Here is a 15,985-nt window from a genome sequence, read left to right on the forward strand (position 1 = left end):
TGACGAGCATGTTCTCCAAGGTGAGTGGTCCCGTACGGCTCGCGGACAGGGTCGCCGCGATCCTCGCGGAGGAGATCGAGTCCGGACGTCTGGCCGAGGGCGACAAGCTGCCGACCGAGGTCGAGTTGGTCAAGCAGCTCGGCGTCAGCCGCACCGTGATCCGCGAGGCCGTTTCGCGGCTGCGGAACGCGGGCCTGGTCGAACCGCGGCAGGGCCGGGGCGTGTTCGTCATGCCCCGGCGCACCCGGCCGCTCGACCTCGAGGCGGAGACCGGGGCCGGGGCATCCGAAACCAAGGCCAAGGTGCTGCAGATCGTGGAGGTCCGCCGCGCCATGGAGGGTGAGGCGGCCTCGCTCGCGGCCACCCGCGCCACGCCGCAGGACGTCGACCGGATGCGGCAGTCCCTGGCCGCGATCGACGAGGCGGTCGCGGCGGGCGGTGACGGCGTGGACGAGGACCTCGCGTTCCACCAGTCGATCGCCGAGTCGACCGGCAACGCGGTGATGGTCTCGACCGTGCGGTACCTCGGAGAGGTGCTGCGCAGCGGCATCCGCGTCACACGGGCCAACGAGGCGCGGCGTGACGACTTCATCGAGGCGGTCCGGGTCGAGCACCACGCCATCCTGGCGGCGGTCGAGTCCGGTGACGCGCGGGCGGCGCGCAGCGCTGTGCGCCGTCACCTGAAGCACGCCGCGTCCCGTCTCCAGGACGCGGACGACGGCTTCTGGACGGAGGCGGACGACCTTGAGGTGGATCTGGACGCGCCTTGACGGGCCCGGGGCGCTGTAACGGCGCGCCGTGCTTGTTTCGACCCGGGAAGCTACTTGCTCGAACCCCGGAAGCGCCCGAACGCCTTCGTGAGAGAGCCCAGCGGTGAGCCGTCTCCCTTGGTGAGGCCAGGCGCGGGCGGCCGGGGCACACCGTCGCCGCCGGTCACCTCGGCCAGCGCGGCGTGCGCCGTCTCGGCAGCTTCCTGGTACAGGTCACGGGATTTCGTCATGGCGTCGAGCTCTTCGGCGTACCTGGTGACCATGGACTGGGCGTGCACCAGCTCCTCGTCCGGGGTGAGCAGGTGCCAGCCCCGGCGCAGCCGCGTCAGGGCCTGCTCGGCCTCGGCGGGCAGCGGCCGCGGCAGCACGGCGAACTCCATGATCCTGTCGAGGAGTTCGGTCGGTTCCGAGCCGTCCAGGAAGACGCTGCGCACCGTGAAACGCTCCGCGTCGTAATCCGGGCCCTGCGGCGCCGCGGGCAGGACGACGGCGCCGCCGCGCGGCATGCGCACGCTCAGCTCCCGCTTCATCGCGAAGTCGGCGATCTGCGCCTGCTCCGGCGTGCCCCGGTGCTCGACCACACGGTGCCGCAGGCTCGGCGGCAGGAACTCCGCGATGGGCCGCTGCCCCTTCGCGTCCGGCGTCATCGCCTCGTGCACCACGATGTGGATGTACCAGCTCTGCCGGGTGCACTCCCGCAGCCTGCGGCGCAGTTCGTCGTCGTCCTTCGGCAGGTGGTTCGTCGTCCGCAGCCGCAGGCCCGGCACCGTGTCGTGGTCCCAGGCGACCTGGTCGCTGTCGGGCCAGAACATGGTGGCGGGCGAGGGCCAGCGTGCGTCCCACGCCCGTTCCGCCTCGGCTGCGATGACCCAGGTGACACCCTCGCCGTCCTTGCGGCGGGCCTCGGGGCCGTACGTGGTCAGCTGTGCGCGCACCGTGACGTCGTCGGCCACGCGCCAGCGGGCCTCGAAGAGGCGGCGGGCCGACGGACCGGGGTCGGCGGACTCGTCCCGCGGGTGCAGGACCGTGGAGCGGGCCGCCTCGACGGGGTCGAGGTCCAGGAAGTCGTCGAGCACCCCGGCCGCCTTGAGGGCGATCAGGTTGCGCCGGACGTCCTGTTCGGGCTCGGGCCCGAGGTGGCGCCCGCGCCCCAGCCACGCGGTGTCGGGGGCGGTGGTCGAAGAGTTGCTGTTCTTGGCCATGGAGTCGTTCTGTGGGTGATCGGGGCCCGACCAGTATGGCCCTTGTACCCGGCGATCGAAGAGGTACCCCGTCAACGACTTTGACCTGCGGAGCCTCGGGGCCGGGAAAACGCGCGGGGTGTCGGGCCGGGAAGGGGACACTGGCACGCGCCCGCGCCCCTCCCCCCATCGCCATCGCGCCGGCGCCTACGGGCGGACCGTGATCACCAGCTTCCCCGTGACGCGACCCGTCTCGCCTTCTTCGTGGGCCTTGACCGCATCGGCGAGCGGATACGTGTCCGAGACGTGGACCCGCAGCTGCCCGGACTCGGCGAGTGCCGCGATCGCCACCATGCCCGCCTGATCGTGCTCCACCAGCATGTCCGTGGCCCGAACCCCCAACTCGGCGGCGCGCTCGGCCACTTCACCGAAGTTGCCCGGCAGGATCGACACCAGGATGCCGCCGGGCCTGAGCACCTCGAGGGAGCGCAGCCGGTCATCGCCGCCCAGCGGGTCGAGGACCACGTCGATGTCGCGGGCCTCCTTCACGAAGTCGGCGGTGCGGTAGTCGATGACCTCGTCCGCGCCCAGGCCCCGTACGAAATCGTGCTTGGCGGCGGAGGCCGTGCCGATGACATACGCGCCGCGCGCCTTGGCGATCTGCACCGCGACATGGCCCACGCCACCGGCCGCCGCATGCACCAACACCCGCTGCCCCGCCTCCACATGGGCGTTGTCCACGAGGGCCTGCCAGGCGGTCAGCGCGACCAGCGGCAGTGCGCCCGCCTCGACGTGGCTCAGGGTTGCGGGCTTCGGCACGAAGGCGCGGGTGGGGCCGGTGACGTACTCGGCGTGCGAGCCGACGCCGTACGGGTACGGCAGCATGCCGAACACCTCGTCGCCGGGCTGGAACAGCGAGACGCCGAGGCCGACCGCCTCGACGACGCCCGACACGTCCCAGCCGAGCGTGAACGGCGGCTCGCCCAGGAAGTAGCCGAGCCCGCGGTGCTTCCAGTCGGTCGGGTTCACGCCCGCCGCGTGCACGGCGACGAGGATCTGTCCGACGCCGGGCTTCGGGCGCGGGACCTCGATCTCCTTCAGTACGTCGGGCTCGCCGAGGACGTCCTGGCTGATGGCCTTCATGGTGTGCTCTGCCTGCTCAGAAGCGGTGTTCTTAGTCATGGATTCAGCCTGCGGCAAGGGCTTGACCTGGGCAATGGCAAGATAGCCATTAAGCGATAGAATCGTGCCATGGCTTCGATGGAATTCCGTGCCGCTCGCCCGCACCGCGTGGCCGTCCTCGCACTGGACGGCGTCTACCCCTTCGAGCTGGGCATCCCGAACCGCGTCTTCCCGCTGGTCCCAGGGGCGTACGAGGTGGTGACCTGCGCGGCGACGGACGAACGCACCCTGGCCACCAACGCCGACTTCAGCATCACCGTCGAGCACGGCCCCGAGGCGCTGGAGAGCGCGGACACGGTGGTCGTACCGCCCTTCGATCTGCGGCACATCACCGCCGAGCTGTCGGAGCCGGTGCGCGAGGCGCTCGCCCGGGTCAGGCCGGGCACACGGTTGGTGTCCATCTGCACGGGGGCGTTCACGCTCGCCGCGGCCGGTCTGCTCGACGGGCGGCCCGCGACGACGCACTGGTCGCTCGCGGATCTCTTCCGGCGGATGTTCCCCCAGGTCGACCTGGATCCGGACGTGCTGTTCGTCGACGACGGCGACATGCTCACCTCGGCGGGCGCCGCGTCAGGCATCGACGTGTGCCTGCACATGGTCCGCTCCGACCACGGCAGCGCGGTCGCCAACCGGGTCGCCCGGCACTGCGTCGTGCCGCCGTGGCGGGAGGGCGGCCAGGCCCAGTACATCGAGCAGCCGGTGCCGGACGAGGGCGTCACCGGCACCGCCGCGACCCGCGCCTGGGCCATGGAACACCTCGACCGGCCGCTGGCCCTGCGGGAGTTGGCGGCGCACGCCCGGATGAGCCCGCGCACGTTCGCGCGCCGCTTCCAGGAGGAGACGGGCACGAGTCCCGGCCGGTGGCTGATCCAGCAGCGGGTGCACCGGGCCCGCCATCTGCTGGAGTCCAGCGATCTCTCGGTCGACCGGATCGCGGCAGAGGTCGGCTTCGCCACCGGGACGTCGCTGCGGCAGCACTTGCAGGCGGCCATCGGGGTGTCACCGCAGGCGTACCGGAAGACGTTCCAGGCGGGGGCGGCGGCTGTGGGCGGCCAGGCGGTTTCGTTTGGATCACCGGCGGCTCACGATCGGGCGGTCAAGCGTCGGTGAAGTCGGCTCCACCACCAGGCACCCATCAGGCACCGCTTCCAACTGCGTGACTGCCGATGACTGCCGGACGACTCCGTCCGGAAACCTGCCATGATCATCCCGAAGTGTTCCTGGGTGGGAGGCAAGAGATGACGATATCGCTGCCGGGCGGGCTGGCCACGCCCGCGCTCGTGGTCGATCCGGATGTTCTGGACAGAAACATCTCGCGTATGGCGGAGGCTTCGCGGTCACAAGGGTTCGCACTACGTCCGCACGCCAAGAGCCACAAGTGCGCACAGATCGCCGACCGTCAGTTGCGGGCGGGCGCTCGTGGCCTTTCGGTGGCCACCATCAGCGAGGCCGAGGCATTCGCACGCAGCGGCGTGGACGACCTGTTCATCGCCTTCCCCGTATGGCTCGACGCCGACAAGGCGCAGCGGCTGCGCCGGTTGGCGGACGAGGTTGCCGTAAGAGTCGGCGTCGAGTCGGTCGAAGGCGCGCGGCGGCTGGGGGACGCCGTGCGGGGCAGCGCACGGCCGGTCGAGGTGCTCATCGAGGTCGACAGCGGCAACCACAGGACCGGAGTGCTGCCGCACGCCGCTGATGAGGTGGGGAAGGCGGCAGTCGACGCGGGACTGGACGTTGTCGGCGTGTTCACCTTCCCGGGACACGGTTACGGCCACGACGCGCAGGCGCGCGTGCGCGCCGCGCGGGACGAGGAGCACGCCCTCGGCGAGGCCGCGCAGGCACTGCGCGACCTCGGGCTCGACATCCAGGTGATCAGCGGCGGGTCGACTCCGACGGTGGGCCAGTGGCAGCCGGGCGCGGTCAACGAGCTGCGGCCAGGTGTCTACGTCTTCAACGACGCCACCCAACTGGCCATCGGCACCTGCGGGGTGGAGGACCTGGCGTTGGCCGCCGCGGCCACGGTGATCAGTGTCCCCGCCCCCGACCGCTTCGTCCTGGACGTCGGCAGCAAGGTCCTCGGCTCCGACCGATCGCCCTGGGTGACGGGCCACGGCTATATGCCCCGGTTCCCGCAGGGAACCATCACCGGGTTGTGGGAGCACCACGCCGTTGTGCGCCTGCCGGACGGCGTGCAAGGACCACGCCTGGGATCGGTCGTCGCTGTTGTCCCCAACCACGTCTGTACGCCGGTGAATCTCGCCGATGAACTGCTGGTCGTCCGGGACGGCGAGGTGCTCGACCGCTGGCGGGTGTCGGCGCGGGGTGCCAATACCTGAGCACCATCCCAACCCACCAGGGGCGCCGGCGGCGAAGCGTCCCTGACTCGCTGACTCGCCCCTGTCCGGTCGCCGGGCAGGCTCAGTCCGACACGACGTACAGGATTGCCGTGCCGTCTTCCCCGGTCGCCGCCTGGATCACGACGGCGCCGGACTGAGCACTCGGCCGGGCGCCGCCCAGTCCCCCGCACGAGTTGCTGCTGCCGTTGCTCCGAAGAACAGTGACGCAGCCCTGCCCCGGACCGCTCGCACCGCCTTTGGACTGACCTCTGTCGGACTTCACCGAGTACGCAACGTTGTTCGGACCCACTTCGCTCACGGAGAGCGTCGCCCGGCCGGCCGGGCCCTTGAAACGGACCACCACAGGGTCGGACACCGCAACCTCACAGTTGCCGTCCGCGCAGGCGTCGATGTCACGGCCGTCCGCCGCTGATGGCGAGGGTGTCGCCGAGGAGTCACCGCGTGCGGACGGCCGATCGTCCTGGCCGGAACCGCCGCAGCTGATCACGGTCAGGGCAGCCAGGGCCGCCACCGCCATGCCTGCTCCCGGCCGACGCGTACGCACCCGTCGCGCCCTGCACGCTGTCCGCGTCGATGCAGTCGCGGCCATGGTGCTCCCCCTCCCTCCCCCCCGTGTCCTGCCCCGCGTGGATTCGCCTTGCGTCGGATCTACTTGGGTCGCTTCTACCACCGTGAGGAAGTCGAGGGCCCACCGGCACGTGCTGCCCGGCGAGCGCGTACGTACCCTGGGCGAGATCACACACGATGAACACCTCACCCACCGGCCGCTGCTCCAATCCGGAGGGGCCACCCGACGGTCCCTGTCGCCGCGTTCGCCTACGAACACGACGGGCCCACCTGCCACCGGCCTGCCCCAGCACGCGGCGAGCACACCGGGGCCGACGAGCACGGGCAGCTGACCGAGGAGGCGTTCGTCGGCGCGCTGATGCTCGCCCGGCAGCGGGGAGAGATCGCCGATCTGGTGCGGCCCCCGGTCAGGGCCCATGTCGCCCTCGTGGACACGGACGGGGACGGCGTCGTCAGCCCGGAGGAGTTCACCCGGTCCGCGCAGGCACTGGGCATGACGGCGCAGGACGCGCGGGAAGCCTTCGCGGCGATGGACGGCGACGGGGAGGGACAGTTGACGGTCGAGGAGTGGCAGCAGGCCGTCGAGGGCTTCCACACCTCCGCGGAAACGGCCGGGCCGGGATCTCTGATCATGGGCATGAAGGGCTGACCTCAGGAAGCCCTGCGTGCTTCCGTGCGCGCCTGCATGCGCCTGCTGCGGTGTTTCGGATCCTGCCGAGGATGGTGGCACCTCCAGAGATCAGGCACGGTCTGTACGAACTGGCGGGCGGGCGCGAGGGTTTCTACCGGCTGGTCGCGGCGATGCACGAGCGCGTCATCCGTGACGACATCCTCGGGCCTCTCTTCGCTGACGCCGATCATCTGGTGCCGGTGACCGAGTTCTTCGTCGGCGCCTTCGGAGGCGAGGGCGATCCCGACGCCCCCGAAGTACGGGCCGTCTTCGCCGCGTGGCTGGAGTGGGGCACCCGGAGCGCTCTGCTGGCCGCCCGGGACGAGCCGGTGCCGCAGCCACCCGGCTGGCTGCTGGCGGCGCTCGACAAGCCGTCGCGCCCCCTGACCGAGCGCTCGGCTTGGCGCATGTGAATTGCTGACTCGGGTGACGCGCTGTGCCACGCAGCGCTGGCTTGACGCCACACGGCGCTTCTCAAGCCCGGCCCTGCACATGCAAGTTCTCAAGCAGTCGCTCAGTCGCGGGTGAAGACCGCGCTGAGGGTGTAAGGGCGGTCCATCGTCAGGGTCACGTGGTCGGCTGTGATGTCGTGGCGCACGCCGTTGGCAATCCACGCCGCCACGCGGTAGCCCTCTGCGGGCTTGGCGGTGACGGCGACGGTGGTGCCCGGAGCGTAGGGGCCGTACACGGCGGGGCGGATCGTGCCGTGCGCACTCGGCTCAAGGGTGAGGGCGTGGCGGGGACGGCGCATCGTCAGGGCGCGGTAGTCGGCGACGATGGGGATGGTCAGGCGGGCCAGGGCCGCATTGTTGTTGGAGGCATCGCCCAAGGGCTGGCCGTCGACGGTGTTCTCGGTGTTGGAGTACTGGTTGACCGTCCTGCACGGCCCGCCGCACGTGACCGCATAGGCCATCAGTGTGTGGTAGTCACGGCGCGGGGTGATCCAGCCGGTGCCGTAGGGGCGGTTGAGCATCTGCTCGTATCTGCCGGGGGCCTGTTGGTCGAGGGTGGCGCGGTCGTGGAACAGGCCCAGGTTGTGGCCGATTTCGTGACCGAGGTTGTACCAGTCGACCAACGACTGGACGTCGACGACGGAATAGGCCAGCTCACTGTCCATTTCGCCGCCTGTGGGCAGGCTGCCCTGCCCGGAGGAGCCGACGAGGACGTTGTTGACGACAGTGACCAGATCGACGCCCAGCTGCTCGCGAAAGCCGTGTGCCTTCGCGCCCAGCTGCGGATCCTCGGAGTCGGAGAGCTTGCCGAGCATGACGGCGGCCGTCTGCTCACCCTGGTAGCCGGTGTTGTAGCTTGCGACGATGTCGATGCTGGCCGCGACGTTGCTGTCGGCCAAGGCTTGGTTCATGTATGACTCCGCGAGCCGCAGACGTGCCAGCATCGCCTGCTCGCCACCGACGCGCTGCACGGCGGCCGGGGTGTATCCGGCCAGAACGTCGACCACCGCCGGATTGGCCGGGGACACCGGGGCACGCCCACGAAGCGAGTCGTGCAACTTGCGGACAGTGGAGGCGTCCAGATGGGCGTTGTCGGGTTCCGGACGGCGCCGGGTGTTCGGATCCTCCTCGGTGATCCGCAACCGCGGCGGCTGCCCCGGCAGGGTCGTGATGTGGTAGGCCCGCGTCTGCAGATCGATCAGGGCATCGACGGCCGGCGGCCGTCCCCTGGTGGGAGGGCATACGTGACTCGCGGAGATCACCGCGCCCGCCTCTGGTTCGTCCTTCACATGTCCGGTCCAGGTCACCGTGTCCTCTTCCCGCTCACGGCCGTCCTGCACGACCGTGATCTTCACCCCCGGGAAGAACTCAAGCGTGTGTTCCTTCGCCTTGCCGAATCCGTCGGCTGCGCACAGCCACGCATAGTCACTGACGTCCACATCGACGATCCGCTCGCGCAACACTCCCCGCTCTCCCGTCGACGGGGCCGGGTTGGAAGGGCCGGCATCGGCAACGGCTATCGAAGCGAACAAGGACAGCGCCGCACCACAGATCGCGGCGAGCCGCAGGCCGCCGCGGCACCAAACGGTTCTGGTGAGAGTCATGCCGCTACCCGTTCCACCACACCCCTCCGCGCCACGCCACCGCATGCCTCGCATCACCCATGTGGCACTGCGCTGTAGACGAGGTGGCTCACGGGTTCGGTGCGGTGCGGGTGGGCTTCGTGGTAGGCAGGCGAGTCTGCGGTGGTGCATGAGCCATCAGCGGGACACCCCGAGGCCCGGTACTGGCGCGCCCGCGTCGCTCCTGTCCCCTACCGGCGAGGTGCTGCTCCGGCTACGGTGCCGCAGGTGGCCAATTCGTACGCTGGGCTCGCAGATCACTACGACCTCATCATGACCTCGGGGTACTACGACTACGACGCCTACGCAGAGGATCTACTGAGTCGCATCGGCGAGCACAGGGACCTTCTGGAACTCGGCGTCGGCACGGGGTTGGTGTGCGAACGGTTGCTGGAGCGCGAGCCGCCCGGACTGCAGATCACGGGCATCGACCACACCGAGAGCATGCTGGCCCGGGCGCGCACCAGGCTCGGCGGCCGAGTGCGGCTCATCGAGCAGGACATCGTGGACGCAGCGCCGCCGCACGGTTTCGACGTCGCCTACTCCGTCGGCGGCATTTGGTATTGCGTTCACGATCAGGGCCGCACCTGGCTGGGCAGCCACCTCGTCGACGAGGCCGAGAACGTCAAGGGCCTGGAGAACCTCGCCGCCGCCCTCCGCCCCGGAGGCGTCTTACTGCTGGCCGTCCAGGAAGCTCACCGGCCTTACCGGCGGCCACTGTCCAACGGGCTGGTCTACGCCCAGGATGTCCAGACCGACGGAGACGGCCGGTTCACCAAGGACTACCTCGTCATGCGGGAGAACACCGTGGTGGCGCGCCAACGCCTTGGCTATCGCCTCTACCCCGAGAAACAGGCCGACCAACTCCTGGAAGCATGCGGGTTCAGGCTTGAACCCGACGGTGCCAACGGGCTGTTCCGCCAGTACCTGCGTGTGTAGCGAGAAGCCGCTCAGGCCGGGCGCACTCCGAACCATGACGCGCTTGGCAAGGTGCTCCGTGCTGCGGCGCGGAACAGCAGCGAGGCTCCCTACCTGCTGGTGCCTGGTGACACGGGCGTGATTCCTCACCACGGTCAGTTCGGTGCCACTCGCCGGCATTCCAGTGCACGTCGGCGCAGGAGTTCCCGGGAACTCGCGGGCACTCGCAGGAACAGGAGGGAAGTCCAGCGGTGCTCGGAGCGCCCGACAGGGCGTTTGGCCTGGGCGGCGTGGGCTTGGTGAACTCCCCGGCTCTGGGGGAAAACCCCCAGTACAGACGGAGGAAAGCCACGTTCCGGCGGGTCCTGTCGCAGACCTAACGTGAAGTTGTCCGACCCCATCGGGTCTGCGTGTCTGCGGCAGGAGATGTGATGATCGAGGCTCAAGGTCTCACCAAGCGGTACGGCCCCACCGTCGCCGTCGACGCGTTGAGTTTCGACGTGCGGCCCGGCGCCGTCACCGGGTCCTCGGCCCGTCCGGGACGGTCCGCTCGACCCTGGCGGCCATACCGAACCGGCGTCTGGTCCTTGCCGCGAGGGCGGCCGTCTACGGCGGGATCTCCCTCGCGGTGGGCGAGGCCGTCACGTTCGTGGCGTTCTTCGCGCGGCGGGCCGCGCTGGGCGAGGGGCTGCCCGAGCCCGCGCTCAGCGATCCGGGGGTGCTGCGGGCGGTGCTCCTTTCGGGGGCGTATCTGGGGCTCATCGCGTTGATGGGCATCGGGATCGGCGCCATCACGCGGCACACCGCGAGCGCGATAGCCGTGCTGGTGTCGGTCACGTTCGTGCTTGCGGCGATCATCGGCGGGGCCTCGGGGACCACCGTGGCGAAGTTCATTCCGACCATCATCGCCGGGAACTCCCTGGCCGTTTCCAAGCCCGTGGCCGACGTCCTCTCCCCCTGGGTGGGCTTCGCGGTGCTCTGCCTCTACACACTCCTCGTGCTCGGCGCGGGCCTGCGCTTGGCGGCACGCCATGATGCCTGACGGGACACTGGACACCATGCACGTCACACCCCCGATGGTCACGCCGGAGCGCCCCGCGCCAGCACGTGGCGCGAGTAAGGCTCGCGCCCTCGGGCGCGCCGTCCTGCGCGCCCCCTTCACCCGGCGGGCATGGGCCGAGGCGGCGTACTGCCTGATCGGATTCCCGCTCGGTCTCGCAGGTGGGGCGGTCCTCCTGGTGTTGCTCGCTCTGGGCGCGGGGTTCACGGTGTCGTTGGTGTTCTTCGTGGTCGGCGCGCTGCTGGTGATCGCGGGGCTCCAGCTGGCCCGAGCGCTGGGCCGGCTGCACCGTCGGCTGGCCGCGGGGCTGCTGGGCGAGGATACCCAGTCGCCGCCGCCGCTGCGGCCCGATGGCAGGTTCGTCAGCCGCATCGATGCCCGGTTGTGGGACGGGAACGGATGGCGGGCGGCGGCCTACACGCTGGCGAAGCTGCCGGTCAGTTGCCTGGGGGCGTACGCCGTCCTGTGGTGGGTGACGGGACTGGTGAGCCTGACCGCGCCGCTGCGGTGGGCGGTGTTCGGGCAGCGGCCCGAGGCAGGGGATCCGGAGGGGATGCCGGTGCTGTCCCCCATTCCCGCCGGCGGGCTGCATGTGGACACCTTCGCGGGCACCTTCTTCGCGGCCGCGGTCGGAGTGGCCGTCCTGCTGTGCGCGCCCTGGGTGACCCGGCTGGTGACGGAGACCGACCGCTGGCTGATCCGCTCGCTCCTCGGTCCCGGTCAACTCGCCGACCGGGTACGTGACTTGGAGGAGACCCGGGCGCTCGCCGTGGACGACTCGGTGGCCCTGCTGCGGCGCGTCGAGCGCGATCTGCACGACGGAGCACAGGTGCGGCTCGTCGCGGTGGCGATGAGTCTGGACATGGTCAGACAGCGGCTGACCGCGTACGACGGTGGTGGCGGGGGCGCGCCGCTGGACGTCGGCCGTATTCGTCAACTGGTCGACGGTGCACATCAGAACGCCACCGACGCGCTCACCGAACTGCGCGATCTGGCCCGCGGCATCCATCCGCCCGTGCTCGACGACGGGCTGCCCGATGCGCTCGCGACGCTGACCTCGCGCAGTGCCATTCCCGTCGACCTGGTCACGGAGGTGCCCGAGCGGCCGACCCCGGCGATCGAGACCATCGCGTACTTCTGTGCCGCCGAATTGCTCACCAATGTCATCAAGCACAGCGGTGCGCGGCGGGCCGCGATCACGGTGGCCCAGTCGGACGGCCGGCTCTACCTCCAGGTCAGTGACGACGGGCAGGGCGGCGCGGAGATGGGGGCCGGGAGCGGACTGAGCGGGCTCGTCCAGCGCGTGCGTACGGTCGATGGCGGGATAGAAATCAAGAGCCCCGCGGGCGGGCCGACGGCGGTCACTGTCGATCTTCCCCTGCGTGCGTGAGAGCATGCGGCCATGCGCGTCGTGATCGCTGAGGATGCCGCGGTACTGCGGGAGTTGCTGGCCCAGATGCTCGCCGAGCGGGGGCATGAGATCTGCGCGGCCGTGGGGGACGCGGACGCCTTGCGCGCCGCGGTCGCCGAGCATCGCCCGGACGTCACGGTAACCGACATCAGGATGCCGCCGACCCACACGGACGAGGGACTGCGCGCGGCCATCGACATCCGCCGCGATCACCCCGGCACGGGCGTTCTGCTCTTCTCGCAGTACGTCGAGACGAAGTACGCCACGCGGCTGCTCGCGGAGGGGTCGGCGGGGGTCGGCTATCTGCTCAAGGACCGGGTCGCCAATGTCGCGGAGTTCGCCGATGCCCTGGAGCGGGTGGGCGCGGGCGGCACGGCCCTGGACCCCGAGGTCGTCACGCAGTTGGCCGGTGCGGGACACCGCGCGGCCGAGCTCGCGCCGCTGACCGAGCGCGAGCGCGAGGTGCTCTCCCTGATGGCCGAGGGGCGGTCCAACGGGGCGATCGCACAGAGCCTCGTCGTCTCGGCGGGCACGGTCGAGAAACACGTGGCCTCCGTCTTCGAGAAGCTGGGCCTGCCCGCGTCACATGACCACAACCGCCGCGTGCTGGCCGTCATCCGCTACTTGCGCGGCTGACGCAGGGGGTGTGCGGAATGCCGCCCACCCTATGGACATAGGCATATGCCAGGTGCAACGCCGCCTCGGGTGTTGCCAAATCCCTTACGAGCCACCCCTCGCTGTGCGAAAGTCATTAGCGGTCCATTCCGCCCGTCTGGTCGCACCGCATCGTCAACGGAGCACCTCATGCCGTCCCATGTCTTCGCGGACCGCCCAGCCGCCCAGCCGCCCGAGCGCGGCTCGGTCGAAGCGCTGATCACGCAGACGCGTCGGCTCCGCGGCGAGGTCGACGCCGTACGCCGCGACGCCATGACCGACCACGGCGACCCCCAGGGACGCTGGCAGCGCGCCCTGTGCGACCTCGCGGTCCACCAGCTCAACGACCTGGACGACCACCTGGCGCAGTTGCGGGACGGGCCCGTCCAGCCGACGCCGGAGCCGTCGGCGCCGGCCATCCCCCCGCCGCTCGAACCGCAGCACGGTTCGCTGCTCAGCCGGGTCGGCAGCGCGGAGTGGAACCTCCTGAACGACGAGGCGAGTTGGTCCGGCGAGCTCTATCAGATCCTGGGCCGGGACCCGGACGCTCCCCCGCTCTCCCTGGACGAACTGCCCTCCCTGGTGCACGTCGACGACCAGCCGATGCTGACGGCCATGGTCACGGACTGCCTGATCGACGGTAAGCCGATCGACGGCGAGTTCCGGATCACGCGCCCCGACGGCGGTGTACGACAGGTGCACATGATGGGCGAGCCCGTGCTCGCCGCTGACGGCAGCACCGCCTCCATGTGGGCGGTCCTGCGGGACGTCAGCGAGCTGCGCCGCAGCCAGCGAGTGGTGCGCGAGACCCGTGACTCGCTGCAGCGCCAGCGGCACATCGCGCAGACAGAGCACCGGCTCGCGGTCGAACTGCAGGAGGCCGTGCTGCCGCCGTGGCGTGGCTCCCTGCAGTTCCCGCACGGCGGACCCGCGGCACTGGACCTCGCCGCGCACTACCTCCCCTCGTCGACAAGTGCACTGATCGGCGGTGACTGGTACGACGCCATGGAACTGCCCGACGGCCAGTACTTGTTGAGCGTCGGCGATCTCACCGGTCACGGCGTCACCGTCACCTCCGGCATGGCGATGCTGCTCGGCGCCGTGCGCGGCATGGCGGTCGCCGGGGTGTGCCCCGGTCAACTGATGGGCTGGCTCAACCAGTTACTGGACACCACCGCCCAACCGGCCCTGGGCAGCGCGGTCTGCTGCCAGTACTCCCCCGCGACGGGCACGCTGTCCTGGGCGCAGGCGGGACACCCCGCCCCGCTGCTGTTCCGCGACGGGACGGGGCGCGCGCTGACACCACCGGACGGCGTGATCCTCGGGGCGACCTCCGGCGCCACCTACGAGCAGGCCGAAGAGCAACTCCAGCCAGGCGACGTGCTGTTGCTGCACACCGACGGACTTGTTCCCCGGCGCGCCAGGGACGCGGCGACCAGCAGGCTGCTGGCCCTCGCACCCCGCTTCACCGACACACGTGGTGCTCAGGACTGCGTACGGACGGTCGTCGAGGAGTTCGGCGTGGCCCCGCGCGAGGACGATGCCTGCCTGTTGGTCGCACGGGTCAACTAGAACCACGGGTCGACTGGAACCCGGGCACCGACCCCCTCACACCCCCCTCATCACACCTGGACCCGCTTGCCACCCCCGCCCTTACCCGCCGACTTCGGCAGCGCCATCTTGATCTCCTCGCGCAGGTCCTGGATCTTCGGATAGCCCGAGTACTGAGCGGTCAGCCGGTACATCTCCCGCAGCCGGTCCCAGGTGCGGTGCGAGGAGTTGGAACCCATCGACACCAGCGCCAACCGCGCGTACCGGTCGGCCTGTTCGGGATCGTCGGCGATGAAGCACGCCGAGGCCAGCGAGATGTAGTCGAAGATCTGCGACCGGTCGCGGCCCTTGGACCGCAGGTCGATCGCCTCCTTGGCGTGGCGCTGGGCGGTGGCCGCCGCGGACGCCTCGTGATCGGCGAGGGTGCGGTAGGCCAGTGCCTGCATGCCGTGCATGTCCGCCTCGTCGAACATCTGCATCCAACTGGGCGGGGGGACATCCCCCTTGTCGGACACGAAGAGGTCCTCCGCGATGCCGAGCGTGCGGCGCATCGCCTGGCCCTTGCCCATCGACGCCTGCGCCCAGGCCTCGATGGTGTAGAGCATGGCCTGCGTGCGCGGCAGCATCTCCTCGCCCGATCCCGACTGGGCGAGCTTCATGAGGTCCAGGGCGTCGTCCGGCCGGCCCAGATGCACCATCTGGCGCGCCGCCCGGGACAGGGCCTCACCGGCGCGCGGCCGGTCACCGCCCTCGCGGGCCGCGTGCGCGGCGATCACGAAGTACTTCTGTGCCGTGGGCTCCAGGCCGACGTCGTGCGACATCCAGCCCGCGAGGACGGCGAGGTTGGCAGCGACGCCCCACAGGCGCCGCTGGAGATGTTCAGGGTGTCGGTAGGCGAGCATGCCGCCCACTTCGTTGAGCTGTCCCACCACAGCCTTGCGCTGCAGCCCGCCGCCGCGGGCCGCGTCCCAGGCCCGGAACACCTCGACGGAGCGCTCCAGTTCCTCGATCTCCTGCGACCCGATGGGGGCGGCCTCATAGCGGTCGAACCCAGCGGGGTCGGCGTGCAGGGGATGTTCGGTGCGGGGAGCGTCGGCAACGAGGGCCGGATCGGTGTGCAGCCAGTCGTGCATGGCGCTGCTGAGTGCGGAGCCTGCGGCAAGCGCAGCGCCCGCGCCCACCAAGCCGCGTCGGTTGAGCATGAGGTCCATTCCCGTGAATTCGGTGAGGACCGCGGCTGTCCGTTCGGGCGCCCACGGCACGCCGTCGGGGTGCTCCACACTCCCGTCGCCGCGCCGCTTCCCTACGCGCCCGTGCCGCACCAGACCGAGATCCTCAATGGTCACGACACGGCCGAGACGCTCGGTGAACAGAGCCGCCAACACCCTGGGCACGGGATCGCGCGGGATTTCCCCCATGTCGATCCAACGCCGCACCCGCGAGGTGTCGGTGGCCAGCTGCGGATGGCCCATGGCCGCCGCCTGCCGGTTCACCAGTCTCGCGAGTTCCCCCTTGGACCAGCCTGCCAGGCCGAAAAGGTCCGACAGTCGGGTGTTGGGTTGTCCGTTCACGTCAAGCCCCCAGGTTCTCGGC

General features: G+C 70.4%; 15 protein-coding genes and 1 pseudogene. 11 read left to right on the forward strand and 5 right to left on the reverse strand.

Translation table 11 applies throughout. The annotated features are described in order from the left end of the window. Window positions 1-8 precede the first annotated feature (8 nt). Entirely contained in the window at window positions 9-770 is a 762-nt protein-coding gene (locus AB0G47_RS33465; RefSeq protein ID WP_360777649.1) for a FadR/GntR family transcriptional regulator, read from the forward strand. A 50-nt stretch (window positions 771-820) separates the two neighbouring features. Here the strand turns inward: AB0G47_RS33465 and AB0G47_RS33470 are convergent, their stop codons facing one another. Together AB0G47_RS33470 and AB0G47_RS33475 are read right to left on the reverse strand one after the other, a co-directional pair. Next, the gene (locus AB0G47_RS33470) at window positions 821-1,972 is read right to left on the reverse strand and encodes a hypothetical protein (protein ID WP_360777651.1); all 1,152 of its coding nucleotides are present in this window, start codon (window positions 1,970-1,972) and stop codon (window positions 821-823) included. Between the two features lie 186 nt (window positions 1,973-2,158). After that, the gene (locus tag AB0G47_RS33475; protein ID WP_360777653.1) at window positions 2,159-3,133 is read right to left on the reverse strand and encodes an NADP-dependent oxidoreductase; all 975 of its coding nucleotides are present in this window, start codon (window positions 3,131-3,133) and stop codon (window positions 2,159-2,161) included. 69 nt (window positions 3,134-3,202) lie between these two features. Here AB0G47_RS33475 and AB0G47_RS33480 point away from each other — a divergent pair, with 69 nt between their 5' ends. Together AB0G47_RS33480 and AB0G47_RS33485 are read left to right on the forward strand one after the other, a co-directional pair. Next, window positions 3,203-4,243, forward strand: a complete 1,041-nt coding sequence (locus AB0G47_RS33480; RefSeq protein WP_360777655.1) for a helix-turn-helix domain-containing protein — start codon at window positions 3,203-3,205, stop codon at window positions 4,241-4,243. A gap of 128 nt (window positions 4,244-4,371) precedes the next feature. After that, a complete protein-coding gene (locus AB0G47_RS33485; protein ID WP_360777657.1) occupies window positions 4,372-5,466 on the forward strand; it encodes an alanine racemase in 1,095 nt (364 codons plus the stop codon). Window positions 5,467-5,548: 82 nt separating this feature from the next. On the opposite strand, the gene AB0G47_RS33490 is transcribed toward AB0G47_RS33485, so the two are convergent. Then, window positions 5,549-6,004 (reverse strand): hypothetical protein, encoded by a 456-nt coding sequence (locus AB0G47_RS33490; RefSeq protein ID WP_360777659.1) that lies wholly within the window; start codon window positions 6,002-6,004, stop codon window positions 5,549-5,551. A gap of 408 nt (window positions 6,005-6,412) precedes the next feature. On the opposite strand from AB0G47_RS33490, the gene AB0G47_RS33495 reads away from it, so the two are divergent. Together AB0G47_RS33495 and AB0G47_RS33500 are read left to right on the forward strand one after the other, a co-directional pair. Beyond that, on the forward strand, window positions 6,413-6,703 hold the full coding sequence (locus AB0G47_RS33495) for an EF-hand domain-containing protein (protein WP_360777661.1): 291 nt from the start codon (window positions 6,413-6,415) through the stop codon (window positions 6,701-6,703). A 71-nt stretch (window positions 6,704-6,774) separates the two neighbouring features. Further along, the gene (locus AB0G47_RS33500) at window positions 6,775-7,137 is read left to right on the forward strand and encodes a hypothetical protein (RefSeq protein ID WP_360777663.1); all 363 of its coding nucleotides are present in this window, start codon (window positions 6,775-6,777) and stop codon (window positions 7,135-7,137) included. 101 nt (window positions 7,138-7,238) lie between these two features. Here AB0G47_RS33500 and AB0G47_RS33505 read toward each other — a convergent pair whose 3' ends face one another. Beyond that, entirely contained in the window at window positions 7,239-8,780 is a 1,542-nt protein-coding gene (locus AB0G47_RS33505) for a M12 family metallo-peptidase (RefSeq protein WP_360777665.1), read from the reverse strand. Between the two features lie 246 nt (window positions 8,781-9,026). Here AB0G47_RS33505 and AB0G47_RS33510 point away from each other — a divergent pair, with 246 nt between their 5' ends. The 6 genes and pseudogenes from AB0G47_RS33510 to AB0G47_RS33535 all read left to right on the forward strand — a co-directional run bounded on the left by AB0G47_RS33510 (window position 9,027) and on the right by AB0G47_RS33535 (window position 14,413). After that, a complete protein-coding gene (locus AB0G47_RS33510) occupies window positions 9,027-9,737 on the forward strand; it encodes a class I SAM-dependent methyltransferase (RefSeq protein WP_360777666.1) in 711 nt (236 codons plus the stop codon). Window positions 9,738-10,147: 410 nt separating this feature from the next. Then, window positions 10,148-10,272: pseudogene (locus AB0G47_RS33515) on the forward strand (ABC transporter ATP-binding protein); the annotation flags it as partial. Between the two features lie 72 nt (window positions 10,273-10,344). After that, on the forward strand, window positions 10,345-10,758 hold the full coding sequence (locus tag AB0G47_RS33520) for a hypothetical protein (RefSeq protein WP_360777795.1): 414 nt from the start codon (window positions 10,345-10,347) through the stop codon (window positions 10,756-10,758). Between the two features lie 16 nt (window positions 10,759-10,774). Continuing rightward, on the forward strand, window positions 10,775-12,166 hold the full coding sequence (locus AB0G47_RS33525) for a sensor domain-containing protein (protein ID WP_360777668.1): 1,392 nt from the start codon (window positions 10,775-10,777) through the stop codon (window positions 12,164-12,166). A gap of 12 nt (window positions 12,167-12,178) precedes the next feature. Then, a complete protein-coding gene (locus tag AB0G47_RS33530) occupies window positions 12,179-12,823 on the forward strand; it encodes a response regulator transcription factor (protein WP_360777670.1) in 645 nt (214 codons plus the stop codon). Window positions 12,824-12,991: 168 nt separating this feature from the next. After that, window positions 12,992-14,413, forward strand: coding sequence for a SpoIIE family protein phosphatase (locus AB0G47_RS33535; protein ID WP_360777672.1), 1,422 nt, complete (start codon window positions 12,992-12,994; stop codon window positions 14,411-14,413). 50 nt (window positions 14,414-14,463) lie between these two features. Here the strand turns inward: AB0G47_RS33535 and AB0G47_RS33540 are convergent, their stop codons facing one another. Next, the gene (locus tag AB0G47_RS33540) at window positions 14,464-15,963 is read right to left on the reverse strand and encodes a hypothetical protein (protein ID WP_360777674.1); all 1,500 of its coding nucleotides are present in this window, start codon (window positions 15,961-15,963) and stop codon (window positions 14,464-14,466) included. Window positions 15,964-15,985: the final 22 nt, after the last annotated feature.

The organism is Streptomyces sp. NPDC021622 (assembly GCF_040640795.1).
Classification (GTDB): domain Bacteria; phylum Actinomycetota; class Actinomycetes; order Streptomycetales; family Streptomycetaceae; genus Streptomyces.

Excerpts from the sequence above, each read along its gene's own strand:
- AB0G47_RS33465 (WP_360777649.1), top strand. The coding sequence starts at position 9 with ATGTTCTCCAAGGTGAGTGGTCCCGTACGGCTCGCGGACAGGGTCGCC.
- AB0G47_RS33470 (WP_360777651.1), bottom strand. The coding sequence starts at position 1,972 with ATGGCCAAGAACAGCAACTCTTCGACCACCGCCCCCGACACCGCGTGG.
- AB0G47_RS33475 (WP_360777653.1), bottom strand. The coding sequence starts at position 3,133 with ATGACTAAGAACACCGCTTCTGAGCAGGCAGAGCACACCATGAAGGCC.
- AB0G47_RS33480 (WP_360777655.1), top strand. The coding sequence starts at position 3,203 with ATGGCTTCGATGGAATTCCGTGCCGCTCGCCCGCACCGCGTGGCCGTC.
- AB0G47_RS33485 (WP_360777657.1), top strand. The coding sequence starts at position 4,372 with ATGACGATATCGCTGCCGGGCGGGCTGGCCACGCCCGCGCTCGTGGTC.
- AB0G47_RS33490 (WP_360777659.1), bottom strand. The coding sequence starts at position 6,004 with ATGGCGGTGGCGGCCCTGGCTGCCCTGACCGTGATCAGCTGCGGCGGT.
- AB0G47_RS33495 (WP_360777661.1), top strand. The coding sequence starts at position 6,413 with ATGCTCGCCCGGCAGCGGGGAGAGATCGCCGATCTGGTGCGGCCCCCG.
- AB0G47_RS33500 (WP_360777663.1), top strand. The coding sequence starts at position 6,775 with ATGGTGGCACCTCCAGAGATCAGGCACGGTCTGTACGAACTGGCGGGC.
- AB0G47_RS33505 (WP_360777665.1), bottom strand. The coding sequence starts at position 8,780 with ATGACTCTCACCAGAACCGTTTGGTGCCGCGGCGGCCTGCGGCTCGCC.
- AB0G47_RS33525 (WP_360777668.1), top strand. The coding sequence starts at position 10,775 with ATGCACGTCACACCCCCGATGGTCACGCCGGAGCGCCCCGCGCCAGCA.
- AB0G47_RS33530 (WP_360777670.1), top strand. The coding sequence starts at position 12,179 with ATGCGCGTCGTGATCGCTGAGGATGCCGCGGTACTGCGGGAGTTGCTG.
- AB0G47_RS33535 (WP_360777672.1), top strand. The coding sequence starts at position 12,992 with ATGCCGTCCCATGTCTTCGCGGACCGCCCAGCCGCCCAGCCGCCCGAG.